The organism is Sneathiella sp. HT1-7 (assembly GCF_020731145.1).
Taxonomy (GTDB): Bacteria; Pseudomonadota; Alphaproteobacteria; order Sneathiellales; family Sneathiellaceae; genus Sneathiella.
The window spans coordinates 458,577-481,496 of sequence record NZ_JAJFZN010000004.1 but is presented as its reverse complement, the minus strand read 5'-3'; the positions used below and the strand labels follow the sequence as shown (position 1 = coordinate 481,496).

Here is a 22,920-nt window from a genome sequence, read left to right as displayed (position 1 = left end):
AATCAAATACTAATGACCGAAATTTGCAGAATACAGAATGTCGAGTTGGCCGGGGAAGGGGACTATATTATTCTTCACCGGGAAGGCGGTGGCGCGATCCGGTTTCACGCCTTGTGGCTTCGGGATAATGCGCTGGATGTCCGCACACGCTCTCCGCAAAATGGTCAACGTCTCATCATGATTGATGATATTCCGCTGAATACGAAGATCACCGCCGCGACATTAGACGCGCCGGACAGGCTGACCGTTGAATTTCAGCCTGAGGAAAGGTCCGTATCCTATTCGCTAAGGTGGCTGCAGGAACATTCCTATGATATAGCGCGCGAGCACTCCGTCGGATGGCTCGATTCGAGCGTTGAAATCTGGGATAAGGCGTTGACCAACCGCGTGCCAACGGCGGATTTTGAAACGGTCAAACGTGATAAAGAGGCATTGGCCATATGGCTAGGTGATATCCGTCGATTTGGTTTTGCAAAAATGACCGGTGGGCCAATAAAAAGTGGAGCACTTCTGGGTGTCGCGGCGCTGTTTGGCTTTGTCAGGGAGACGAATTATGGCAAATGGTTTGAGGTGCGCGCTGAAGTGACGCCGACCAATCTAGCCTTTACTTCGGCGGGATTGCAGGCCCATACGGATAACCCTTATCGTGACCCGGTTCCGACGATGCAGATCCTTTATGCGCTGGAGAATTCGGCGACGGGCGGAGATTCGCTCGTTGTCGATGGGTTTAAGGCCGCTAAATGCCTTCAGGAGCGCAATCCGGAGCATTTCGAGATTCTGGCCCGCTATAATGCCCGGTATGAATATGCCGGGCAGTCGGGCGTCTGCCTGCAAGCCCGCAAGCCGATGATTGAACTGGAGCCGGATGGAGAGCTTGTCGGCGTCCGCTTCAATAACCGTTCCATTGCGCCGGTTACGGATGTACCGTTCGACAAAATGCCGGACTATTATGTGGCTTACCGGGCGTTGAGTGAAATCATTAATGACCCTGCGATGGCCGTAAGTTTCCGACTTGAACCCGGCGACTGCTTTATAGTTGATAACACCCGCGTTTTGCATGCCCGTAATGCATACTCCGGTCACGGAACACGCTGGCTCCAGGGCTGCTATCCTGATAAGGATGGTTTGCTATCAACGCTTGCGACACTTGAACAAGAGAATTTAGGGATTAATGATGCCTAAACCAGACTATTCGAAACTCACGAAAGACAATGTTGTCGACTTCATCGCCGATATTTTTGCTCGCCGCGGGGCGGAGGAATATCTTGGAGAAGATGTGACAATCTCGGAGCATATGTTCCAGACAGCGGAACTCGCGGAAGAGTCCGATGCGAGCGAAGAACTGATTGTTGCGGCATTGCTTCATGATATTGGGCATTTTACCAATGAATTCCCCGATAACGCCGCGGAGCTTGGTATCGACAGCCATCATGATCGGGCAGGGGCCACTGTTCTTGCGCCGTTTTTCCCGAAAATTGTAACTGACTGCGTGCGCCATCATGTCTCGGCGAAGCGCTACCTCTGTACGGTTGAACCCGAATATTTTTCGAAATTATCCGATGCATCGATCCTGAGCCTGAAGCTTCAGGGCGGCCCAATGAGCGAGTCGGCGGCGAAAAAATTTGCCGCGAACGGAGATATCGACGCAATCGTTCAGGTGCGTAAGTGGGACGATATCGGCAAAGTACCTGGCAAGGAGACGCCGGGCTTTTCCCACTATGCCCCGATGCTGCAAAGGGTGGTGGATAGTGCCATGAAGGGGTAAGTTTTTACTCAGGCGGCAGACTCAAGCTTCAGTCGGTCTTGCGCCATCTTCATGAAGGCGCCGACAAGGTTACTCTTGCTGCGTTCCTTCAGGCAGATCAAAGCCTCATCCATCAGCGGCTCGCATCCTGAAATCGCAATTTTGCACAAACGTTCATCAAAGCCAAACTCGGCCTCGGAAACGATGCCGATACCGGCGCCGCTTGCCACAATTTCACGGATGGCTTCCCGGCCCACTGCTTCGATCGACGGTTTAAGGGTCAGTCCGGCTGCGGCTGCGATCTGTTCAAGTTTCTGACGTGTTTTCGATCCCTTCTCCCGAAGGACGAGGGGTTTGCTAGCCAGTTCCTGAAGAGATATGGATTTCATTCCGCCCGCCGAGCTTCGTTTGGAGGCAAAGGCGATGATAGGGGTGGAGCTCAGTTTTACAACATCAAACTCTCGCGCTTCCGGTATTTCTCCCAAAACGCCTACATCTGCCTCATAACTACACAGTTTTTCGATAATTTCCGATGTGTTGCCGGTGCTGACGGAAATAAAGACTTCCGGGTATTGTTGGCGGAAGGGGCCAAGGATCGGATGAAGATGTTGTACGGAATCAGCAATTATTTTCAGATTCGCAGATCCTAAAGCTCGCGATTCCGATAGTAATTCATGGGCCTGATGCTCCACATCAAACATTCGATGAGTGATTTCCAGCAGCTTTTTGCCGAAATCTGTAAGGGCGACCTGTTTTTTTTGTCGATTAAACAACAAAACGTCATACTCGCACTCTAACTTACGGACTTGATCCGATATCGCGGGCTGAGTAAGGGACAAAGCTTCGGCAGCACGCGAAAATCCGCCCTGAGTGGCGACAAAGTGAAAGGCACGTAGTTGAACATATCGCATTTGGATTCCTATCCTCTGTATCGATAATATAGCGCTTACTAACAGAAAGACTAATAATATCAACTAAAATTATACATCGATTGTATTTAACGATTTTACATATATTACGTTGTTAATTACGTTCTGGATCACCCGCAGTGAATTTTTTAGTGAGGATATTATAAATGCAGATGGATGAGAAAAATCGGCCGACTGCTGAGTTTCCGGCACCGCATATGGGAGAGCCCTATCTGTTGACCCCGGGTCCGTTAACAACCTCCTATGAAGTCAAGCAGGCGATGCTGAAAGATTGGGGTTCCTGGGATGGTGATTTCCGGGCCATGACGGCATCGCTCTGTACTAAGCTACTCAATATTGCTGGTGACGATGGCACGGAATATGACTGTGTGCCGATGCAGGGAAGCGGGACCTTCGCCGTCGAAGCGATGCTGGGCTCCTTACTTGGAAAGAACAGTAAGACCCTGGTTTTGGTCAATGGCGCGTATGGCAAAAGAATAGCAGAAACACTGCGCTATCTTGGGCGGAACCATTTGGTCATCGACAAGGGTGACTATATGCCGCCGCGTGGTGTTGAGGTTGCGGCTGCTTTGGCAGAAGACTCTGAAATAACGCATGTCGTCCTTGTCCACTGTGAGACGAGTTCCGGCATTTTGAACCCGGTGCAGGAAATCTCTGAAATTGTTGCGGCGGCGGGGCGCAAACTGCTGATTGATTCAATGAGTGCTTTTGGTGCGCTGCCGCTTGATGTGCGCGATATCAGGTATGAAGCCATGATTTCCTCTGCCAATAAATGCATTGAAGGTGTGCCCGGCTTCGGATTTATAATTGCCCACAAATCTGAGCTGGAAGCCGCGAAAGGTAACAGCCATTCCCTCAGCCTCGATGTCCATGCCCAGTGGGCCAATTTCAAGAAAACGGGGCAGTGGCGCTTCACGCCCCCAACTCATGCGGTCGCCGCCTTTATGAAAGCGCTGGAAATGCATGAGGCCGAAGGCGGCGCACCCGCTCGACTTGCGCGGTATGAACGCAATCGCGATGTCATGGTGGCCGGCATGAGGGATCTTGGCTTTGAGACCTTGTTAAAGGATCGCTGGCTGTCGCCGATTATCGTGACGTTCTTTAATCCGGACCACCCGAATTTCGCGTTTGGGCGCTTCTATGATCTGATGAAGGCCAAGGGATTTATCATTTATCCGGGCAAGCTGACCGTGGTGGACAGTTTCCGGATTGGCTGCATTGGCCGACTTGACGAACAGGTGATGCGCAATGTCGTAGCAGCTGCAAAAGAATCCCTGGAAGAAATGAATGTTGATAGCGCGAGCCCCCCTGAATCTGCGCTGAAAGAACGTGCCCGCCTTGCGGCTTGAAGAATCTGAATTGGAGTTTTGAAGACAATGAACAATATGTCCCCGAATGGCGTTACCGTAAATGACCGGACTTATCCGTTTCCTGGGCGGACAGCGGTTGTCATCTGCCTCGATGGGTGCGAGAATGCCTATATTGAAGCCGCGATCGATGCGGGTGTGATGCCAACGATGAAGCGTTTCCGCGAGACAGGCAGCATGCATCTCGCCCATTGTGTGATCCCGAGTTTCACCAACCCGAACAACATGTCGATTGCGACGGGACAGCCACCTGCCGTCCATGGTATTTGCGGCAACTTCCTGCTGGATCCGGAAACCGGTGAAGAAGTGATGATGAATGATCCGCGCTTCCTCAGGGTGCCAACGATTTTCAAAAGCTTCTACGATGCGGGTAAGCGCATCGCTATTGTCACCGCGAAGGACAAGCTTCGGGCGCTGCTCGGCCACGGTCTCAAGTTTGATGAGGGACGGGCGCTCTGCTTCTCGACAGAGAAATCCGATACCACCACCGTTGCAGAACATGGCATCGACAATGCTTCAAAAAGCCTCGATATTCCGGTGCCGTCTGTTTATTCAGCGGAGCTTTCCGAATATGTGTTCAATGCCGGGGTGAAGCTAATGACTTCCTTCAAGCCGGATTTGATGTATCTGACAACAACGGACTATGTGCAGCATAAGGCCGCTCCGGGAACACCCGATGCCAACGCCTTCTATGAAATGTTTGATTCCTATCTGGGCCAGCTTGATGCTCTGGGCGCCGCAATCGTTGTCACTGCTGATCACGGCATGAAGCCCAAGCATAAAGCCGATGGCACACCTGATGTGATCTATCTGCAAGATTTGTTGGATAAGGAAACAGGTGAGGGCGCGAGCCGGGTTATCCTGCCAATCACTGACCCTTATGTTGTGCATCATGGCGCGCTTGGTTCTTTTGCGACGGCCTATCTCAAGCCGGACGTTGATCAGGCTGCGGTGATTGCAAAGCTGGAGGCAACTCCGGGGATTGAACTTGTGCTGGATAAGGCGACCGCTGCAGAACGGTTTCAGCTTCCGCCAGACCGGATCGGCGATCTTGTGATTGTATCCGGAGAGAATCAGGTGCTAGGCACCTCGGCGGATAGGCATGATTTGTCTGGTCTTGAAGTGCCGCTTCGCTCTCATGGTGGCGTAAGCGAGCAGGTTGTGCCTTTCATTGTGAATGTCGCCATGCCGGAATTGCCGGAAAAACCAACGCTCCGAAATTTTGACGCCTACTATTATGCAACGCGCGCCGCGGCGCTCGTCGCTGCCAAGTGAACAAGATGACAGCATCAAAACCCGCTCGGCCGGTCATTGTCGAGGCTATGCGCATTGGCGGCCGAAAAGTGACAACAAAGGGCGTTGTTGAAGTGCGCTATCCCTATACCAACGAGGTGATTGGAACAGTACCCGCAGGCAACGCCGAACATGCGCGCGAAGCGTTTGAGATTGCGGCAAATTATCGCCCGTCGCTTACACGCTATGAACGGCAGCAGATTCTATTCAAAGCGGCGGAACTTATCCAGGCGCGAAGAGAGAGCCTCGCAAAGGTCATTACACTTGAGCTTGGTATCTGTCATCAGCACGCGCTTTATGAAACGGGTCGGGCCTATGATGTTTTTATGTTGGCCGGTCAGCTTGCCATTCTCGATGACGGCCAGATATTCTCATGCGATCTAACACCCCATGGTAAAGCTCGAAAAATTTACACCAAGCGTGAACCAGTCAATGTGATTTCGGCCATCACGCCGTTCAATCATCCGCTCAATATGGTGTCGCACAAGATTGCGCCTGCCATTGCCACCAATAATTGCGTTGTTTGTAAACCGACTGAGCAGACGCCGCTCACCGCGATTGCGCTGGCGGATATCCTCTATGAGGCGGGTTTGCCACCTGAGATGTTTCAGGTCGTGACCGGATGGCCGCAAGATATCGGTGAGGAAATGATTATCAACAAGCATGCGGATATTGTGACCTTCACCGGCGGTGTGCCGGTTGGCAAGATGATTGCCGAAAAAGCGGGGTACAAGCGTCTCGCGCTGGAACTTGGCGGCAATGATCCGCTGATTATTCTCGATGATTTGAGTGATGACGACCTTATCAAGGCGGCCCAAATCGCGGTTGCAGGTGCGACAGGCAACTCTGGTCAGCGTTGTACAGCGATCAAACGAATTCTTGTGCAAGAGAATGTCGCTGACAAGATTGTCCCACATATTCTTGGAATCGCTAAGAAAATCAAGTTTGGAGATCCAGAGGATCCAGAAACGCAACTCGGCTGTGTTATTCATGAAAAGGCGGCTGAAACATTCGAGAATCGAGTGCTCATGGCGGAGAAGCAAGGGGCGAAAATTCTCTATCATCCGGGGCGGGACGGGGCGCTTCTGCCGCCGATCGTTGTTGATCATGTGCCGCATGATAGTGAACTCGTGTTTGATGAGACGTTCGGACCCATCATTCCGATTGTCCGGGTGCCCAACGATGATGATGCGTTGATTGAAATTTCCAACTCGACACCCTTCGGCCTTTCTGCAGGGGTTTGCACTAATCGCCTTGACCGGATTACACATTTCATTGACGGGCTTGATGTGGGAACGGTAAATATTTGGGAGCAGCCGGGCTACCGCATTGAGATGTCGCCCTTTGGTGGAATTAAAGATTCAGGGAATGGCGTGAAGGAAGGTGTTCTGGAAGCGATGAAATTTTTTACTAATGTAAAGACTTATTCGCTGCCATGGCCCCAGAATTAGGCTGAGAATCGCAGAAGAATGCGGTTGTCAGAGAGTAGTTGCCATTATCAATATATCGATTTAAGTTATGACTTCATAAATATAATAGATTTCTTCTATTTGTCACATTACGCCACTATTGCATTGAGTAACAAATGATTGTGATTCAAATTTGGATCTTTGTGGATCTTTGTGGGTATGATCAAGTTTAATTCTCAACTAATCTCTTAAAAGGGGGAGCGACAAAATGTTACAATTGAAGAAATTGGCTTTGACCGCCATTGCGGGCCTGTTCGTTGCGAACAGTGCTATGGCAGCCGAGCTGACTGTCTACACGGCCGTTGAAGCAGAAGACCTGAAGCGCTATGCGGAGGAGTTCAATAAAGCTCACCCGGATATCCAGATCAATTGGGTGCGTGATTCTACTGGTATCATCACCGCAAAACTGCTGGCCGAGAAAAACAATCCTCAGGCAGACGTTATCTGGGGCCTTGCCGCAACCTCTCTCCTCCTGATGAAATCAGAAGGTATGTTGGAGCCATATGCACCGAAAGGTGTTGAAATGCTCGACAAGAAATTTGTCGACAAAAGCACGCCACCAACATGGACAGGCATGGATGCATGGGTTGCCTCTGTTTGCTTTAATACGGTTGAGGCTGAAAAGCTTGGTCTGACGGCACCGACAAGCTGGAAAGACCTGACGAAGCCTGAGTATAAAGGCCATATCATCATGCCGAACCCGAATTCTTCCGGTACCGGCTTCCTTGACGTCTCCAGCTGGTTACAGATGTTCGGTGAAGAAGGTGGTTGGCAGTATATGGATGCGCTGCATGAGAATATTGCGCGTTATACTCATTCCGGCTCCAAGCCTTGTAAACTTGCGGCTGCTGGTGAAATCCCGATCGGTGTTTCCTTCGCATTCCGCGGCGCAAAATCCAAAGCTGACGGCGCACCGCTTGAAATTATCGTACCGACAGAAGGTGTTGGCTGGGATATGGAAGCAACCGCGATTGTTGCGGGAACGGATAATCTCGATGCGGCTAAAACCCTCGTAGACTGGACAGTTACGAAGGATGCCAACGTGATGTATAACACCGGCTATGCCGTTGTTGCGTATCCTGGCGTTGCCAAGCCGGTCAAATTCTTCCCGGAAAATCTGCTGGAGAAAATGATCGACAATGATTTTGAATTTGCCGCGAACAATCGCAAGGCAATTCTGGAAGAGTGGCAGAAACGCTACGATTCAAAATCAGAGGCCAAGAGCTAATCCAAACAACCAAAAAGAAGGCATCGCATTTGCGGTGCCTTTTTTTTATACTGTACGAGTTAGAATATTAGGGGCGGGGAAACATGCTAGCTGAGGCAACCGGTGAATTGGATTTAGATGAAACTCAGCCTCAGGGGGAGGCCTATCTCAAGATAGATAGCCTGTGGAAAGCATTCGGCGAATTTATTGCGTTAAGAGATATCTCCTTGAGTATTTCTGAAGGCGAATTTGTTTGCTTCTTGGGTCCCTCGGGTTGCGGAAAAACGACTCTGTTACGCGCCATCGCGGGCCTTGACATACAAAGCCGCGGTTCAATTGAACAGGCAGGTCATGACATTTCCAACCTGCCACCAGCGGAACGGGATTTTGGTATTGTTTTCCAGTCCTACGCCCTTTTTCCTAACCTAACGATTGAGAAAAATATTTCCTTCGGCCTTGAGAATGCAGGTCTCTCGAAGACTGCGATTTCGACCCGGGTCACGGAATTGCTGGAACTGGTTGGCCTGCCGGATCAGGGGAAAAAATATCCGGCTCAACTTTCCGGTGGGCAGCAACAACGCATCGCCCTTGCGCGGGCAATTGCCATGTCGCCAGGACTTTTGCTGCTGGACGAGCCCTTATCGGCCCTTGACGCGAAGGTGCGAGTACATTTGCGGCATGAGGTGAAGGATCTGCAACGCAAGCTCGGTATCACGACCATCATGGTCACCCATGATCAGGAAGAGGCTCTCTCCATGGCGGACCGGATTGTGGTGATGAACCATGGCGTGATCGAACAGATTGGTACACCGACCGACATTTACCGCGAACCAGCGACGCTTTTTGTTGCGGATTTTATTGGTGAGATGAACAAACTCCCGGCGATCTTTGGCACCTCTGCGATGGTAACCGTCGGCCAGAAAGAATTTACGTCCGGTGGTGGTGACTTTCAACCCGATAGCGACGTAATCGCGGCAGTACGACCGGAAGATATTATTCCGCATGGGGAATCAGCGAAGGAGCCCATGGAAGAGCCTGATAATGCAATCAACTGCCGGATTACCGAAATGGAGTTTCTAGGCTCCTTCTGGCGTTGTCGACTGAGGAGTGAGGTGCTTGGTGCACAAGAGCTTATCGCTGATTTTTCCATTAACGCGGTGCGGCGGCTGGATCTAGAGGCAGAGAAGGATCTCGTGATTGAAATCCCGAGTAACCGGTTAAAGGTTTTTGCACGACCGGCGGGTGAGTAGGAATGAGCGTAATAACGCCTGACAGTCTTCCGAATGAGCGGCCCGTTAAGTTAAAGCTCGGGCGGGACGATCTGATGATGCGAGGATTTATCTTTGCCATCGCGCTTTACCTGATCGTAACGCTTGCGTTTCCGCTTTATGCCATGTTGTCGAAAGCGTTCTCGACATTCCAGTTTGATCTTTCTCAAATCGAACTGCAGGTCAGCGATGAGAGCGGAAAGTTTGATGGCACGATCTTCTCCGCTGCGGCACTTAATGAGAAATTGAACGCTATTCCGCAGGATGAAATGGCGACGAGTAGCGACGGCCGGCTGAGCCTGACGCCTTTGTTCCCTGATTTCAGTTTTCGAAGCCCTGTTCTATATAAAATTCGTGGAACGACAGCGGACGCGGTCTATCTGATCGGTTCGGACCGGATGACGGGCACAGACTGGCGTGAGGTGGATTCCAATACGTTCCGGCGGATCGTTCTTCGCCCGGTTCAATCCTTCGGGTTTAGTAACTTTACGACATATTTCTCGACGCCCTCGCTCTTTCGATCGATTGAGAATTCTCTCTTTATTTCGATTGTCAGTACCATCGTCACCGTCAGTCTCGCCTTCGCCTTCGCCTATGCGCTGAGCCGAAGCTGCATGCGCCTGAAAGGGATGTTTCGTCTGATTGCGATGGCTCCGATCCTCGTGCCATCTCTTCTGCCCGGTATCGCACTTGTCTATCTTTTCGGTAATCAGGGGATGCTGAAAGAGGTGATGATGGGGGAATCCATTTATGGACCCTATGGCATTGTTTTGGGTTCCATCTTCTTCACTTTTCCGCACGCTTTTATCATTATCACGACGGCGCTTGCCATTTCGGATGCGCGGCTTTATGAAGCGGCGGTTTCACTTCGTGCGAGCCCTTGGAAGACCTTTTGGACGGTCACAATCCCGGGCGCCCGATACGGCCTGATCTCGGCAGCATTTGTTGTGTTCAATCTGGTAATTACTGATTTCGGCCTGCCGAAGGTGATCGGCGGGCAGTATAATATGCTGGCCGTCGATATCTATAAGCAAGTAATTGGCCAGCAGAATTTTGAGATGGGCGCAGTGGTCTCTGTCGTTCTGCTTATGCCCGCCTTTATTGCATTTGCGGTTGATCGTCAGGTGCAGAAGAAGCAGGTTGCTCTTCTATCCGCCCGCTCCGTGGTGTTCGAGCCTAAGCCGGACCGGAAATTTGATCGTATTTGCTTTACTTATTGTAGCCTGGTCGCGATTTTCATCATTGGAATTCTCGGCGTTTGCCAATTTGCGGCGCTGATCAAATTCTGGCCTTATGATCTTTCCCTCAGCCTGAAAAACTACAATTTCGATGTGATGGATGGCGGCGGATGGGAGGCTTATGGCAACTCCATCAAGCTTGGCCTGTTGACGGCATTTTTTGGAACCATTGTGGTATTTATCGGCGCCTATATGGTAGATAAAACCAGAAGCTTTCGCCTTGGCCGTGGTATTTTTCAGTTCCTTGCGATGCTGCCGATGGCAATTCCGGGGATGGTTCTGGGACTCGCCTACATCTTCTTTTTCAATGACCCCAATAATCCTCTCAACACTATTTATGGCACGATGGCGATCCTTGTCATTGTTACTATTACCCATTTCTATACGGTATCGCATCTGACGGCGGTTACCGCGCTAAAACAGATGGATGGGGAGTTTGAATCCGTCGCCTCCTCCCTGAAGCAGCCTTTTTATAAGTTGTTCGCGCGCGTGACTGTGCCCGTCTGCATGCCCGCCATATTGGATATCGCGATTTATCTTTTCGTGAATGCAATGACGACGGTTTCGGCAGTCGTGTTCCTGTATTCGACGGACACGGCGCTTGCCTCAATCGCGGTGCTGAATATGGATGACGCAGGGGATGTGGCGCCCGCCGCCGCAATGGGAATGATGATTTTCTATACGAATGCCGCCGCTCGCATCATACATCTCGCTGTTTCGAAGGGCATACTGAAGCGGACACAGGCATGGCGACTACGGTAGAAAACTGAGGGAAAAAGTGGATTGGTGTTGATTTACCTTTGCCCCCAATCAACAATGACCTTGTGCAGTGCGCGATATTCGCGATCTGCTTCCCGGCCGAAGACCGGATCACCCTTATCGCGCATCCGTGTTTCAATCACATCCCAGTCGGCCTGAATAAGGGACTTCGCCGCCGCCGGAAAGAAAATCGTTTCCTCCTTACGCATATGTTGATGTAAAATCGCCTTATATTCACACACCGTCTCGAGAAGTTCCTCGCGCAGAATAGGTTCTTCCAGCTTGACGCGTTTCACTTCATTCGAGAAGCGGGTAATGATATTTGTGAGTTCTTCATGCTCATCCAGAATTTCCGCGCCAACGGCACCTGCCTCCGGATTTCGGCGGGTCAGGCTTTTTAGAAGAAAATTCTCAATCGGATGATGGCATCTTTGAGGGAAATTCACGATATAGTCGAGGATTGTCTCTACCATGAAAAAATTAAGACTATTCCCCTTCGAGAAAGTGACTACCTCCCGTTCCAACACTTCCAGAAGCACGGACATTCGCCGGTGATCCTCCTGAAGCTTCGCGATAACCTGCGACATGTAACCTCCCTGATCTAATTTGAGGTAGTCGTCACTATACGGAGGGGGCGTGAGATGGCATTGATCGCGATCAACTGACGATTTCATATTGACGAAAATCCGGGTCTTGAATTTGGCCCTGTCGCAATAGTTTTCTTCTCGCTATCATGGGCCATTAGCTGGAAAAAAGGTTACTTTGAATGAGTTTATGGTTTTATGATCGCGTTTGAGCAGGAAAACACTCACATCTACCACGCTGATATTGGTGAGGGTGGTCCGCTTGATTACGAGAGATGTTGGCAAGCGCTCAGCGAGGCGGAGCGGGCGCGGGCGGAACGGTTCCGCTTCGATCTTCATCGCAATCGCTATGTGCGGGCGCATGGCCAGATTCGCTATATCCTGGCGGCATATATGGATGTTGGTCCGACGGAGATCAGCTTACAGACAGGCGAACGCGGTAAACCTTATCTTCCGTCACAAAATATCTATTTCAACATGTCCCATTCGGCCGATACCGCTGTCTTCGCCGTTACGCGAAGCGGGGAAATTGGCGTTGATGTAGAGATGTTTGATCGCAAGGTAGAAATCGACGATTTAAGCCGCCACTATTATACGGAGATGGAGCAGGGCGCCCTCAATGCATTGCGAGAGGTGACTGACCGCAGGGAGTTGTTCTTCTGGCTTTGGACCGCGAAAGAAGCCCGTATGAAAGTTACCGGAGAAGGATTGGCTCTTGATCCCCGACATATTGATGTCGCGATTGAGGCAGGACGTCCGGTCGCTTATCGCAAACCGGATAAACCAATGGCGAGCCTTGTATCAATAGAAATCGCGAATATCGCTGGCGCCTGCAGTATCGCGGGGCTGTTTGAGCCCCGGCTCACTGTCAAATCGATTGAAAATTTAGGCTAGGTGCTGAGAGATCAGCTTTTTAAATCTATGGCGGTTTTCTGAAGTTCGCTCCAAACTTCGAACATTTTGACATTTGCACGATAGCTGTGCAGAGCGACATTCTGGTTCACAATTTCTTCCGCCATATCCACATTTGGACTTTCAACAAGCCCCTCCTGATTGGCGAGTGGATTTTGCGGTGCATAGACATGAGCCGTTGCCGGATCCTTTTCCCGGACCTTGACGTTCGGCGCACCGGTTTCGTCTGTTGTTTGAACGGGTTCGACGGCTTTGTAGGATTGATTCTCGTCCATAGCGCCGGGCGTGCCGACACTGTTCGCATTGACAAGGTTTTGCGCGGATACTTCGACCCGTTTGGTAGCAGCAGCCATGCCGCTGATGGCTGAACCCAGAATTGACGTCATTATTGACTCCAATCAATACAATTTTAAATAATATTTATACGAATAATATTTTTCTAATATAAACGTTATAGAAGCTAATTTATTAACAAACCGTTAATTTTCTCTGGTTTCATGACTTAGAAACTGACGCCAGTGATCAAGAAGTAGAAAGAAATCATCGCGCGGGCCGTCTTTTGGCGCGCGCGTGTCCTCATAGATCGGCGTGATAATATAGCGATCAGGGGAGAGAGTCAGAGTAAAGCCGTTGCCAGTGATTTCATAATCCTCGTCCTGCGGCCCGGTTGCCTTTGTCTTTAAATAGTCGGCGAGTGCGATATCTCCTTGTATTTCAGTTTCAAAGAACTCTTTCAACAGTATGTTTTCAGGGAATAATTCGGCCTCTATTAGACCCGTTTCTTTATCAATCTTCAGATGAATTTCCAGCATGGTTGGGGCCTAATCCTTGGCATATAGAGGGTAGGCGGTATTAATGTCGCCATTGCCGAACCTGTATCCTTCGATCAGGAAGCCATGTCCCGACGGTCCGCGCCAGCGCGATCCCTCCGGTAGGCGATTGTTTGAATGGGCGAACAATATGCTGTCGATGACTTGCTGCCGGGAAAAATCATCGGGAAAGAAGCTGGAGAATTTTTCTTTCCACCGGTGTTCGCCCGTATCAAATATCTCGACCATAGCGGTATACACGCCGGCCCGGTTTGGTCCGGACAGAATATTCCTGATACGTGACGTCGCACCCATAGGTTCTTTCGGCGCGACGTGAAAGCCGACCGGCTTGCCATGCCGGTTGATCTCTCCATCAAAGATATGTGCGAGGTTAAGGGAAGGGGTTGTCTCAGACCAGCTCCCTTGCGCGGGTGCTTCGTTGGAGATAAGCGGGACGATAACATAGAGAATGGCGAGGCAGGCAAGCAGAACGGCGGCAATGCCCGCCCTTCCAAACGGCACCATTCTTAAAATAGAGGAGATACCGTTACCCCGGCCCATTGACGAAGCTTTCAACGAGGCTCTTCGCGACCAAATTCCATCCGTCCACCAGAACAAAGAAGATCAGCTTGAAGGGGAGGGAGATCATGACCGGCGGCAACATCATCATACCCATGGACATGAGAATAGAGGCCACCACCATATCGATCACGATGAAGGGTACGAACAGCAGGAACCCGATCTCGAACGCACGTTTAAGCTCACTGATCATAAAGGCGGGCACCAGAACCTGGAGAGGTACATCCTCCGGTGTTTCAGTTTCGGGCGTGGCGCTTAAATCCATAAAGAGAAGAATGTCTTTCTCCCGCGCATGCTGGAGCATAAAGTTCTTGAATGGGATCACGGTGCGATCAAATGCCTCGGTCTCGTTAATCTCTTCATCGATCAGCGGGACAATACCATTTTCATAGGCGGCCTCAAATGTTGGCGCCATGATAAAGGCGGTAAGAAACAGGGCGAGGGAGATAATCACGACGTTCGGCGGCGTCGCCTGCACACCGAGCGCACTTCGGAGGAGGGATAGCACGACAATCAGGCGTGTGAAAGACGTGGTGACGATCAGTATCGCGGGTGCCAGGCTCAGCACTGTCATCAGGACGACAAGCTGGACAATCCGGCCGGTCAGCGGGCCCGCATCTTCCCCAAGATCAAGGGAAACGGACTGCGCCAGTACCTCAAGCGGGAGTGCCATGACGATTATGGCGACGGCAAGGGCGGCAAGGTTGGTACTGGACAATTTAATGCCGCAAAGACGATCCGGTTTACGATACTTTATCATGCGTTTTTCACATCGCCCTGTTCGGCGTTTTCATTGACAGAGATATTCCGCTCGACAACGACATCATGTTCCGGACCGAGCAGCAGGAGATGTTCCCGGTCATCACGTTTGACAAGGACCAGCCGCCGCTTGGCGTCTATGGACATGACATCAGATACAGCAAGACGTTTAGGGGCGGACGGGTCCCGAGAAGCTCTCGGCACCATTCCGAAGCGCCGGGCGAGAAGTGTGATGAGCGCAATAAGACCCAGAACAATCAACAAGCCGACAATATATTTCAGGTATTGTACGGGATCCATTGGCCTGCCATTAAAATATCCATCCGATCATTTTTACGCGTCACGGACATACAGTAGCGGGCTGAAGGGTTTTTGAAAACTATTCTTTATGGGTGTGGTTTTCGAGCGTGCTGATATCGCTGCTTAATGAATCATATCGTTTCTGAATTTCGTCAGACAGGATGTTGAGGGACTGCATGACCTGCGTCATAAATTGGGACAATTCCTGCCGTTCATCCTTTGGTGCGTTCTGGACTCGCCCTTGAAGATGAACAATTTTTTGCGGTAATGATCCCATGTCGATCATGATCCCGCGTCGTGTTTGGTCCAGATACTCCGTAATGTCGTTCAGTACGTCGGATATATCGGCATTTATTGTCGCAAAATTTTTCATCAGAGGCTTACTAATCAAACTGACTATTTATCCTGGCACTTGTACAGATAGGACAGAATTTCCGAAACGGCGGCGAATGCCTCAAGTGGAATGGGGCAATCCACCTCTATTTCTGACAAAATCTGTGCCAAATCAGAATCGGTGCGCACCTTTACACCACGAGCGAACGCCAATTGCAAGATTTGTTCGGCTACCTCGCCTTTACCACTCGCTGTTACCCGGGCCAGCGACGTCGGAGACTCGTCATAATTCAAAGCGACTGCGATGGTGTCATCATTGCTTCGTGGAGTGTCTTGTTCATTTTGTGACATCAGTATCTCCGGCCAGAAGTGACCTGCGTCACTGAACATAGATATTTGTGCTTAAATTTTACTTAATCGGAGCGCAGAAATGGCCCAAACATGCAACTTCTTTCTTGCAACTCGGATTGGGAACGACTATGTTCCGCCTCGCTGGGCAATGGCGACATAGCCTTTATTTATTGTTCCCGGCACTGTGCAGCATTACTGACAGGAGCGATGGCTCCGATTTGCACAAAAGAAATTGAACAAATGTCATTGTGACACGATTGGCCGTTCCAGTAGAGAATTGCCATGTAATATTGAATGCTCCCGTCGTTCAGTAATTTGAAACGCGCGGTGGATGCCACAAACTAAAGGGGTATGGATTATATGAGTGACTTGGAAAATGCGTTAAATGGCAAGTCCGTTGCCATTCTTGTTGCCAACGGTTTTGAAGAATCCCATATGACAAGCCTGCACAAGGCTCTCGTCCTGACCGGAGCGGATGTTAAAATCGTCTCGCCGGAAAAAGGCGTCGTCAATAGCTGGCACGGCAATGGCTGGGGACATTTCTTCCCTGCGAATGCGCATCTTGCAACCTCTATGTCCCATCATTTCGATGCTGTTATTATTCCTGGTGGCTCGCGCCATGTGAACCGGCTCATTTCTGATCCGCAGACAGCCCGTTTCATGCGCGGTTTCATGGAAGACAACAAGCCGGTTGCTCTGATTGAGGAGGCACCGAAAGTTCTTGCCGAAGCAGATTTGCTGGAAGGACGGAGTGTTGTTTCCACCGAGGAAATCAACGAAGTCCTGCTGGAAAAAAGCGTGACGGTTGTCGAAGCCGAGGTGCATATTGACGATATGTTAGTCACGAGTAAGCTCGCTGATGATGCCTTGGTCGAAAAATTTGCCGACCGGATACAGAATTATGAACCGGAAGCTTGGGAAGCTGCTTAATAGCGCGGCTCAGCTCAGAATGACAGAAACGTCCCGATTTATCGGGGCGTTTTTTTTGTGCCTGCCATCCACAAATTCTTCAAATTCATAGTCTGTTAAGGTTTCTCCCCTAATGTAAGGTCAGGAAAAACCGCGAACAGAAGCGATCCTGATATGAATTTGGAAAAAATTCCTCTTTTCGCCGCGCTGACGGAGAAAATGAAATGGTTGACCGCCCGGCAAAAGGTGCTGGCGCAGAATATTGCCAATTCCGACACGCCAAACTATCGCGCGCGTGATCTCAAGCCGCTGGAATTTCGCGAAATGATCGATGCACCTGAAGACAAGAGTGTTTCGATCAACAGGACGAACAAAAAGCATATTTTTGTTGATGAAATAACAAGTTATGAGACACAGGTAAATCGGGACATAAGCGAAATGACACCTACTGGTAACGCTGTGCTCCTTGAAGAAGAGATGATGAAAGTCGCTGAAACGCAAATACAGTATGAGCTGACCACATCGCTGTATAAGAAAAATCTGGGGATGTTAAAAACAGCCCTTGGTCGCCGTTAATCGGATTAGAGAAGGAAACCGGTAACATGGATCTTTTAAAAACAATGTCCATCTCTGCCTCGGGTATGGATGCCCAAGGCAAGCGGATGCGGGTTATCTCGGAAAACCTGGCAAATAAGGACAGTATGGGCAAGACGCCTGACGAAGATCCCTATCGGCGGAAAACTATTTCCTTCCGCAATGTTCTCGACCGCGAAGAAAATGTGACCAAAGTCAAGGTAGGCCGTATTGGTGAAGACAAGACGGAATTTGACCTCAAGTTTAATCCAAGCCACCCCGCCGCAAATGCGGATGGCTATGTCAAGATGCCGAACGTTAATTCCCTGGTTGAGATTATGGACATGAAGGAAACCCAGCGGTCCTATCAGGCAAATCTAGGTGTTATCGAAGCGTCGAAAAAGATGATCATGCGGACGCTGGACATCTTGAAACAATAGGGACGAGTGGAGGGTAGACAATGGCAGATACTAGCGCCTTAGCGGCGACACAAGCTTATTCAAAAGCAATTAACAGTTCTCTGGGCGTCAAGCCTGAGGCGGCTTCTGAGGCGGCAATTGAAGGGCCGAGCTTTGCGGAAATGCTGTCCGATGCCGGCGCTGATGCGGTTAAAACCGGCGTCAATGCGGAGCAGGTCAGCCTTGAGGCAATCACCGGTAATACCGGCCTTGCGGATATCGTGACGGCGGTCAGCAACGCCGAAGCAACCCTTGAAACCGTGGTCGCAGTGCGAGATCGTGTAATTCAGGCTTATCAAGACATCATAAAAATGCCAATCTAGCCTGTAATAGTATTTTTACAGCATAAGGATTGATGCAACATGAGCCCAACCGATGTCGTTGACGTAGTTCGCGAGGCGATTTGGGTCCTGCTCTCTGTCTCTGCGCCGGTCATGTTGGTCGCGTTGGGGGTTGGTCTTGTGATCGCCCTTATTCAGGCCCTGACACAGGTGCAGGAAATGACGTTGGTGTTCGTTCCCAAAATCCTGGCAATCTTTCTCTCCCTGATCATTTTTATGCCATTCATGATTTCTTCCATGATCGGGTTGATGGAACAGATCGCGCAGCGTATCTCAGGCGTATGATCGCCGGGCGCCGCTAGATGCTGGACGAATTCCTCAACGTTAATATCTTTGCCTTTCTTGTGGTGTTTGTCCGTATTGGTGCGGCCTTCATGGTAGTTCCAGGCTTTGGGGAGGCGTTTATTCCGACCCGCGTACGGCTGTCCATTGCGCTTGGCGTCAGTTTTCTTGTGATGCCCTTTGCGGCTTCTCAAATCCCTCCGGAACCGTCGACACCGATCGGGCTGTTGTTGCTAATTGTCGGGGAGTTGGTGATCGGGCTTGTGATGGGCGGTGTGCTCCGGCTCCTGCTCAGCAGCCTGCATGTGGCAGGGACAATTATCGCGCAGCAATCCGGCCTTGCTGCCGCGCAGTTTTTTGACCCGGCGCAAATGACACAGGGCGCCATCACGAGTACCTTCATGACGTTGATGGGGCTGACAATGATATTTGTCACTGACATGCATCATCTGTTTATTGAAGGAACTTTCGCCACTTATCGTTTATTCCCGGTAGGGGCAGTCCCGGATTTCGGCAGTATCAGCATGCTGATCACGGATTTTGTTCAGCAATCATTCCTGCTCGGCTTTCAAATGTCCGCACCATTTTTGGTTTTCGGAATTACATTTTACATGGGGATCGGCCTGATCAATCGCCTGATGCCGCAGGTGCAGATTTTCTTTGTCGCAATGCCACTGCAAATTATCCTTTCCTTTGCCATTCTGGCGATTACAATTGGTGCCAGTATGATGTGGTTTATCAGTTATTACGAGGAAGCGTTAATCCGCTTTCTTGGGGAGTAAGGGCAGTTGGCTGACGATACAGATGATGCCCAAAAAACCGAAGAACCGACCGCGAAGAAACTTGAAGATGCCTTCAAGAAAGGGCAGGTGCCGAAATCGCAGGAGGTCAGCCATTGGTTCATGACTATTGGGATCACGCTGGTTGTCATGATCTTTGTCGCCGGACTAGGTAACGGCCTTACTTTTGATCTTCTTAAATTTGTTGAACAACCTCACGCCATTGCGACGGATCGCTTCCATCTGGGGAAGGTTTTTGGCGATCTTGGCTGGGCCGTTATTTTCGTTGTGGCGCCGGCACTCGGCACGCTGATGATGGCCGGGTTGCTTGGCAATTTGGTGCAGCACCGTCCGGTCTTCTCGGCGGAGCGGATAAAGCCCAAGCTGGAGAAGCTCTCCCTTCTAAAAGGCTTCAAACGGCTTTTCTCCCTAAAATCAATCGTCGAGTTTTTGAAGGGTCTCTTCAAGATCACCCTCGTGGGGGCGATTGCCATCTTGTTTGTCCTGCCATCAATGGACCAGCTTCCTGTCATTGTCTCTTACGATGTATCGCAAGTGCTTGAACTGATTCAGGACCAGGCGCTCCTGTTGCTGGCGGGGGTGGTCGCGGTGATGAGTATTATTGCCGGCCTCGACTTTATGTATCAGCGTTACAATCACAATAAAGAACTCCGCATGTCCAAGCAGGAAATCAAGGACGAGTTCAAGCAAACGGAAGGTGATCCGATGATCCGTGCGCGCCTTCGGGCCTTGCGGGCAGAACGCTCTCGTCAGCGGATGATGCAGTCGGTGCCGGAAGCCGATGTCGTGATCACTAACCCAACCCATTTTGCGGTGGCCCTGCAGTATAAACCGGAGGACGAACGCGCGCCTGTGGTCGTTGCCAAGGGCATGGATAATATTGCGGCAAAAATTCGAGAACTCGCGACCGAAAATGACATTCCAATCGTCGAAAATCCTCCGCTTGCGCGGGCTCTTCACAAAGCCTGCGATCTCGATGATGAAATTCCCTATGAGCATTTTAAGGCGGTTGCCGAAATTATCGGCTATGTCATGCGGCTCAACAAAAAGAAACAGACGAACTAGCAGGTCCAGATGGTGCAACGACGGAATAGACGGCGAAATCCGAAGTTTTTTATGGGTGTGGATGCCCGGCAGTTGGCAGCCGCCTTTTTCCTTGTCGCTGCGCTGATTGTCATTTCCGCTCTGTTGGGACAGGAGTTGGATTTTGTCAATATCGTTATCCTTAGCGTTATGGTTGTCGGCGCTATGGGGCTTGGTCTCTGGTATCTGATCTTTCATGGATTGCGCCAAGCCGCGAGCGGGAACGTCGATCTTCTCTCCGACGTGGTTTCCTCCAGTCCGGAGGGTCGGCTGCTCACAACGAAAGACGGGCGGTTCGTTTATGCGAATGAGGCCTATTGCACCCTTTTGGAGCTTCCGACGAAGGATATTGGTCAAACGCTCAGTGATTATTTTGCGGACGATGCGGACGTTCGGTCAGAGATCGACAGGCTCTTAAAGGCTGCAGTCTATGACGGCATGACTGGTGAACGCATTGACATCGAAACCAAAAGCGGACGCTGGCTCTCTATTCTTGCCCATGCCATAGATGTTATGCCCGACAATATCATCTGGTACGTGACAGAGACGACGCGGCAACATCGGCTTGAGGAAGAAGAGCGTGTTGCGCATGAAAAGCTCTCTGAATATTTCAATAATGCGCCGGTCGGCTTTTATTCTCTGGGTGAGGATGGCAATATCCAGTTCGTGAACCGGATACTTGCTGACTGGTTGGGATATCAGCAGGAAGAGCTGAGCGACGGGCAATTTGCCTTCTCGGATCTCGTGGTCAAATCGAACGAGGATCAACTCGACCTGATGGAGATTGTGTCCGCTGACGGGCCACTTTATGAAGGCAAACTAACCTTGCGCGGTCGGGATGGTACGGTGCTGCCAGTGCATGTAACACAGACGGTCATTCGCGGCGAAAATGGCGAGTTGATGGGGTCTCGTTCCGTGGTGCGGGAGTTGCTGCAGGAACAGGAATGGCGCGAACGGGTGGCGAATGCCGAGTTGCATTTTCGCCGCTTTTTCGAGGCCGCGCCGATCGGTATTCTGCTGCTTGATGCGACCGGTATCGTGTTGGAGGTAAACCCGGCGTTTCGCGCGCTGACCGGCACCGTGATCAGCAAGGCCATCGGCAGCCATGTCACCGAACTGGTGGAAGAGGCGGATCGCGAGACACTCCAGCAAAAGTTGATCGAGGCAAGCGCGAGCAATATGGCCGCGCCATCGGCGGAGGTAAAACTCCTTGGCGCGACGGAACGTGCGGCAAGCCTTTATATCAACGCGATTATCGGCGATGATCCCTCCGCTGAGCGACTCCTCGTTCATGTGATAGATACTTCTGTACAGAGAAACCTGGAAGTCCAGTTCGCGCAAAGCCAGAAGATGCAAGCTGTTGGACAACTTGCTGGTGGTATTGCCCATGACTTCAACAATCTTCTCACCGCGATGATCGGTTTTTGTGATCTGTTGTTGTTGCGTCATCAGGTGGGCGATCCGTCCTATTCAGATATAAACCAGATTAAGCAAAATGCCAATCGCGCCGCCGGTCTCGTCCGGCAGCTTCTGGCCTTCTCGCGCCAGCAGACATTGCGGCCAGAAGTAACAGATATCACCGATGTTCTGGCAGAACTCTCTAACCTGCTCCGGCGGTTGATCGGGGAGGCGATCCAGCTCAAGATCAATCATGCCCGTGATCTCTGGCTGGTTAAGGTGGACCGGGGGCAATTTGAACAGGTGGTTATCAATCTTGCGGTGAATGCCCGTGACGCCATGTCCGGCGATGGGCTCCTGTCATTTGAGACCGAGAACCTGACGATTGCGCCGGGACAGAAAGATTTTAATGATCTGATACCGCCCGGTGACTATATCCTTGTCAAGATATCGGACACGGGAACCGGAATTCCTGACCATGTGATCGAGAAGATATTTGATCCTTTCTTCACAACGAAGAAGGTCGGGGAGGGAACGGGGCTCGGCCTCAGTACGGTTTACGGTATTATCAAGCAGACGGGCGGCTTTATTTTCGCTGAGAATAATGAAGAGGCAGGCACGACCTTCAGCATCTTCCTACCGCGTTATCTGGAGGACGCAAAACGAACAAATACTACAGGAATAGCGCCGCAACCGACCCATCGGGACCTGACAGGCAAAGGAACGATCTTGCTGGTGGAAGATGAAGATCCGGTCCGGCTATTTGCTGCGCGCGCGCTTGAAAACAAGGGGTATACGGTTCTGCAGGCCGACTGCGGGGAGGCCGCACTTGAAGTCGCCCATGAGCATGAAGGGGTGATCGACTTGCTCATTTCCGATGTTGTCATGCCGATAATGGATGGGCCGACACTGGTGAAGGAAATTCTTGGCGAGATGCCGGACCTGAAAGTCATCTTCATTTCCGGCTATGCGGAGGATGCGTTCCGTAAAGATCTCGATTTCGATGTCAGTAAAATCGACTTCCTCCCCAAGCCTTTCTCATTGAAAGAAATCGCCACTAAGGTCAAGGAAGTCCTGGTCCGCGAAACGGTGTGACCGTACCTTTGCTGTGACCGCTCAAGGAGCTAGGGATCATCTGCGGAAATCTTCCTTCCGGGTGCTGAAAAGAGCTATAT

At 50.8% G+C, this 22,920-nt stretch carries 26 protein-coding genes; 17 read left to right on the top strand and 9 right to left on the bottom strand.

Translation table 11 applies throughout. The annotated features are described in order from the left end of the window. The first annotated feature begins 12 nt into the window (after positions 1–12). Positions 13–1,182: a TauD/TfdA family dioxygenase gene (locus LKE13_RS15915; RefSeq protein ID WP_227952373.1), complete on the top strand. Its 1,170-nt coding sequence runs from the start codon at positions 13–15 to the stop codon at positions 1,180–1,182. Continuing rightward, on the top strand, positions 1,172–1,765 hold the full coding sequence (locus LKE13_RS15910) for an HD domain-containing protein (protein ID WP_227952372.1): 594 nt from the start codon (positions 1,172–1,174) through the stop codon (positions 1,763–1,765). Before LKE13_RS15915 ends, LKE13_RS15910 begins: the two co-directional genes overlap by 11 nt. A gap of 8 nt (positions 1,766–1,773) precedes the next feature. Here LKE13_RS15910 and LKE13_RS15905 read toward each other — a convergent pair whose 3' ends face one another. Further along, positions 1,774–2,655 carry a LysR substrate-binding domain-containing protein gene (locus tag LKE13_RS15905; protein WP_227952371.1) on the bottom strand — a complete coding sequence of 294 codons (882 nt, stop codon included), beginning with the start codon at positions 2,653–2,655 and terminating at the stop codon, positions 1,774–1,776. 170 nt (positions 2,656–2,825) lie between these two features. Here LKE13_RS15905 and LKE13_RS15900 point away from each other — a divergent pair, with 170 nt between their 5' ends. From LKE13_RS15900 to LKE13_RS15875, 6 genes are all read left to right on the top strand, one after another. Then, positions 2,826–4,022, top strand: a complete 1,197-nt coding sequence (locus LKE13_RS15900; protein WP_415776551.1) for a 2-aminoethylphosphonate--pyruvate transaminase — start codon at positions 2,826–2,828, stop codon at positions 4,020–4,022. 27 nt (positions 4,023–4,049) lie between these two features. Further along, entirely contained in the window at positions 4,050–5,315 is a 1,266-nt protein-coding gene (gene phnA / locus LKE13_RS15895) for a phosphonoacetate hydrolase (RefSeq protein ID WP_227952369.1), read from the top strand. Positions 5,316–5,320: 5 nt separating this feature from the next. Next, positions 5,321–6,784 (top strand): phosphonoacetaldehyde dehydrogenase, encoded by a 1,464-nt coding sequence (gene phnY, locus LKE13_RS15890; protein ID WP_227952368.1) that lies wholly within the window; start codon positions 5,321–5,323, stop codon positions 6,782–6,784. A 226-nt stretch (positions 6,785–7,010) separates the two neighbouring features. Beyond that, entirely contained in the window at positions 7,011–8,030 is a 1,020-nt protein-coding gene (locus LKE13_RS15885; RefSeq protein ID WP_227952367.1) for a putative 2-aminoethylphosphonate ABC transporter substrate-binding protein, read from the top strand. Positions 8,031–8,113: 83 nt separating this feature from the next. Further along, complete coding sequence (locus LKE13_RS15880; RefSeq protein WP_227952366.1) at positions 8,114–9,259, top strand: putative 2-aminoethylphosphonate ABC transporter ATP-binding protein; 1,146 nt, start codon at positions 8,114–8,116, stop codon at positions 9,257–9,259. A gap of 2 nt (positions 9,260–9,261) precedes the next feature. Next, positions 9,262–11,277, top strand: a complete 2,016-nt coding sequence (locus LKE13_RS15875) for a putative 2-aminoethylphosphonate ABC transporter permease subunit (RefSeq protein ID WP_227952365.1) — start codon at positions 9,262–9,264, stop codon at positions 11,275–11,277. Between the two features lie 32 nt (positions 11,278–11,309). Here LKE13_RS15875 and LKE13_RS15870 read toward each other — a convergent pair whose 3' ends face one another. After that, the gene (locus LKE13_RS15870) at positions 11,310–11,861 is read right to left on the bottom strand and encodes a hemerythrin domain-containing protein (protein WP_227952364.1); all 552 of its coding nucleotides are present in this window, start codon (positions 11,859–11,861) and stop codon (positions 11,310–11,312) included. A gap of 195 nt (positions 11,862–12,056) precedes the next feature. On the opposite strand from LKE13_RS15870, the gene LKE13_RS15865 reads away from it, so the two are divergent. Further along, the gene (locus tag LKE13_RS15865; RefSeq protein ID WP_227952363.1) at positions 12,057–12,752 is read left to right on the top strand and encodes a 4'-phosphopantetheinyl transferase family protein; all 696 of its coding nucleotides are present in this window, start codon (positions 12,057–12,059) and stop codon (positions 12,750–12,752) included. A gap of 11 nt (positions 12,753–12,763) precedes the next feature. On the opposite strand, the gene LKE13_RS15860 is transcribed toward LKE13_RS15865, so the two are convergent. The 7 genes from LKE13_RS15860 to LKE13_RS15830 form a co-directional block, all read right to left on the bottom strand. After that, positions 12,764–13,156, bottom strand: a complete 393-nt coding sequence (locus LKE13_RS15860) for a flagellar basal body rod protein FlgC (RefSeq protein WP_227952362.1) — start codon at positions 13,154–13,156, stop codon at positions 12,764–12,766. 93 nt (positions 13,157–13,249) lie between these two features. After that, positions 13,250–13,582 carry a hypothetical protein gene (locus LKE13_RS15855; protein ID WP_227952361.1) on the bottom strand — a complete coding sequence of 111 codons (333 nt, stop codon included), beginning with the start codon at positions 13,580–13,582 and terminating at the stop codon, positions 13,250–13,252. Between the two features lie 9 nt (positions 13,583–13,591). Next, positions 13,592–14,155 carry an EndoU domain-containing protein gene (locus tag LKE13_RS15850; RefSeq protein WP_227952360.1) on the bottom strand — a complete coding sequence of 188 codons (564 nt, stop codon included), beginning with the start codon at positions 14,153–14,155 and terminating at the stop codon, positions 13,592–13,594. Beyond that, entirely contained in the window at positions 14,127–14,918 is a 792-nt protein-coding gene (fliP, locus tag LKE13_RS15845) for a flagellar type III secretion system pore protein FliP (RefSeq protein ID WP_227952359.1), read from the bottom strand. Before fliP ends, LKE13_RS15850 begins: the two co-directional genes overlap by 29 nt. Beyond that, entirely contained in the window at positions 14,915–15,217 is a 303-nt protein-coding gene (locus LKE13_RS15840; protein ID WP_227952358.1) for a flagellar biosynthetic protein FliO, read from the bottom strand. Before LKE13_RS15840 ends, fliP begins: the two co-directional genes overlap by 4 nt. Positions 15,218–15,296: 79 nt before the next feature. Continuing rightward, complete coding sequence (locus LKE13_RS15835; protein WP_227952357.1) at positions 15,297–15,590, bottom strand: hypothetical protein; 294 nt, start codon at positions 15,588–15,590, stop codon at positions 15,297–15,299. A 23-nt stretch (positions 15,591–15,613) separates the two neighbouring features. Then, a complete protein-coding gene (locus LKE13_RS15830) occupies positions 15,614–15,901 on the bottom strand; it encodes an EscU/YscU/HrcU family type III secretion system export apparatus switch protein (RefSeq protein WP_227952356.1) in 288 nt (95 codons plus the stop codon). A gap of 360 nt (positions 15,902–16,261) precedes the next feature. On the opposite strand from LKE13_RS15830, the gene LKE13_RS15825 reads away from it, so the two are divergent. The 8 genes from LKE13_RS15825 (at position 16,262) to LKE13_RS15790 (ending at position 22,840) form a co-directional block, all read left to right on the top strand. After that, positions 16,262–16,831: a DJ-1/PfpI family protein gene (locus LKE13_RS15825; protein WP_227952355.1), complete on the top strand. Its 570-nt coding sequence runs from the start codon at positions 16,262–16,264 to the stop codon at positions 16,829–16,831. Between the two features lie 153 nt (positions 16,832–16,984). After that, entirely contained in the window at positions 16,985–17,386 is a 402-nt protein-coding gene (gene flgB / locus LKE13_RS15820; protein WP_227952354.1) for a flagellar basal body rod protein FlgB, read from the top strand. Positions 17,387–17,412: 26 nt separating this feature from the next. After that, the gene (flgC, locus tag LKE13_RS15815) at positions 17,413–17,823 is read left to right on the top strand and encodes a flagellar basal body rod protein FlgC (protein ID WP_227952353.1); all 411 of its coding nucleotides are present in this window, start codon (positions 17,413–17,415) and stop codon (positions 17,821–17,823) included. A gap of 20 nt (positions 17,824–17,843) precedes the next feature. Next, complete coding sequence (locus LKE13_RS15810; protein ID WP_227952352.1) at positions 17,844–18,164, top strand: flagellar hook-basal body complex protein FliE; 321 nt, start codon at positions 17,844–17,846, stop codon at positions 18,162–18,164. 39 nt (positions 18,165–18,203) lie between these two features. Then, positions 18,204–18,467, top strand: a complete 264-nt coding sequence (fliQ, locus tag LKE13_RS15805; protein ID WP_227952351.1) for a flagellar biosynthesis protein FliQ — start codon at positions 18,204–18,206, stop codon at positions 18,465–18,467. A 17-nt stretch (positions 18,468–18,484) separates the two neighbouring features. Beyond that, positions 18,485–19,246 (top strand): flagellar biosynthetic protein FliR, encoded by a 762-nt coding sequence (fliR, locus tag LKE13_RS15800; RefSeq protein ID WP_227952350.1) that lies wholly within the window; start codon positions 18,485–18,487, stop codon positions 19,244–19,246. Positions 19,247–19,252: 6 nt separating this feature from the next. Continuing rightward, complete coding sequence (gene flhB, locus LKE13_RS15795) at positions 19,253–20,329, top strand: flagellar biosynthesis protein FlhB (protein WP_227952349.1); 1,077 nt, start codon at positions 19,253–19,255, stop codon at positions 20,327–20,329. 51 nt (positions 20,330–20,380) lie between these two features. Next, on the top strand, positions 20,381–22,840 hold the full coding sequence (locus LKE13_RS15790) for a PAS domain-containing sensor histidine kinase (protein ID WP_227952348.1): 2,460 nt from the start codon (positions 20,381–20,383) through the stop codon (positions 22,838–22,840). The last annotated feature ends 80 nt before the right edge of the window (positions 22,841–22,920 follow it).

What these genes read in the sequence shown, in the direction of transcription:
- flgC (WP_227952353.1), top strand. Translation starts at nt 17,413, where the DNA reads ATGGATCTTTTAAAAACAATGTCCATCTCTGCCTCGGGTATGGATGCC.
- LKE13_RS15910 (WP_227952372.1), top strand. Translation starts at nt 1,172, where the DNA reads ATGATGCCTAAACCAGACTATTCGAAACTCACGAAAGACAATGTTGTC.
- LKE13_RS15875 (WP_227952365.1), top strand. Translation starts at nt 9,262, where the DNA reads ATGAGCGTAATAACGCCTGACAGTCTTCCGAATGAGCGGCCCGTTAAG.
- phnY (WP_227952368.1), top strand. Translation starts at nt 5,321, where the DNA reads ATGACAGCATCAAAACCCGCTCGGCCGGTCATTGTCGAGGCTATGCGC.
- LKE13_RS15855 (WP_227952361.1), bottom strand. Translation starts at nt 13,582, where the DNA reads ATGCTGGAAATTCATCTGAAGATTGATAAAGAAACGGGTCTAATAGAG.
- fliR (WP_227952350.1), top strand. Translation starts at nt 18,485, where the DNA reads ATGCTGGACGAATTCCTCAACGTTAATATCTTTGCCTTTCTTGTGGTG.
- phnA (WP_227952369.1), top strand. Translation starts at nt 4,050, where the DNA reads ATGAACAATATGTCCCCGAATGGCGTTACCGTAAATGACCGGACTTAT.
- flgB (WP_227952354.1), top strand. Translation starts at nt 16,985, where the DNA reads ATGAATTTGGAAAAAATTCCTCTTTTCGCCGCGCTGACGGAGAAAATG.
- LKE13_RS15840 (WP_227952358.1), bottom strand. Translation starts at nt 15,217, where the DNA reads ATGGATCCCGTACAATACCTGAAATATATTGTCGGCTTGTTGATTGTT.
- LKE13_RS15870 (WP_227952364.1), bottom strand. Translation starts at nt 11,861, where the DNA reads ATGTCGCAGGTTATCGCGAAGCTTCAGGAGGATCACCGGCGAATGTCC.
- LKE13_RS15885 (WP_227952367.1), top strand. Translation starts at nt 7,011, where the DNA reads ATGTTACAATTGAAGAAATTGGCTTTGACCGCCATTGCGGGCCTGTTC.
- fliQ (WP_227952351.1), top strand. Translation starts at nt 18,204, where the DNA reads ATGAGCCCAACCGATGTCGTTGACGTAGTTCGCGAGGCGATTTGGGTC.
- LKE13_RS15835 (WP_227952357.1), bottom strand. Translation starts at nt 15,590, where the DNA reads ATGAAAAATTTTGCGACAATAAATGCCGATATATCCGACGTACTGAAC.
- LKE13_RS15860 (WP_227952362.1), bottom strand. Translation starts at nt 13,156, where the DNA reads ATGACGTCAATTCTGGGTTCAGCCATCAGCGGCATGGCTGCTGCTACC.
- fliP (WP_227952359.1), bottom strand. Translation starts at nt 14,918, where the DNA reads ATGATAAAGTATCGTAAACCGGATCGTCTTTGCGGCATTAAATTGTCC.
- LKE13_RS15825 (WP_227952355.1), top strand. Translation starts at nt 16,262, where the DNA reads ATGAGTGACTTGGAAAATGCGTTAAATGGCAAGTCCGTTGCCATTCTT.
- LKE13_RS15865 (WP_227952363.1), top strand. Translation starts at nt 12,057, where the DNA reads ATGATCGCGTTTGAGCAGGAAAACACTCACATCTACCACGCTGATATT.
- LKE13_RS15830 (WP_227952356.1), bottom strand. Translation starts at nt 15,901, where the DNA reads ATGTCACAAAATGAACAAGACACTCCACGAAGCAATGATGACACCATC.
- LKE13_RS15900 (WP_415776551.1), top strand. Translation starts at nt 2,826, where the DNA reads ATGGATGAGAAAAATCGGCCGACTGCTGAGTTTCCGGCACCGCATATG.
- LKE13_RS15880 (WP_227952366.1), top strand. Translation starts at nt 8,114, where the DNA reads ATGCTAGCTGAGGCAACCGGTGAATTGGATTTAGATGAAACTCAGCCT.
- LKE13_RS15810 (WP_227952352.1), top strand. Translation starts at nt 17,844, where the DNA reads ATGGCAGATACTAGCGCCTTAGCGGCGACACAAGCTTATTCAAAAGCA.
- LKE13_RS15905 (WP_227952371.1), bottom strand. Translation starts at nt 2,655, where the DNA reads ATGCGATATGTTCAACTACGTGCCTTTCACTTTGTCGCCACTCAGGGC.
- LKE13_RS15915 (WP_227952373.1), top strand. Translation starts at nt 13, where the DNA reads ATGACCGAAATTTGCAGAATACAGAATGTCGAGTTGGCCGGGGAAGGG.
- LKE13_RS15790 (WP_227952348.1), top strand. Translation starts at nt 20,381, where the DNA reads ATGGGTGTGGATGCCCGGCAGTTGGCAGCCGCCTTTTTCCTTGTCGCT.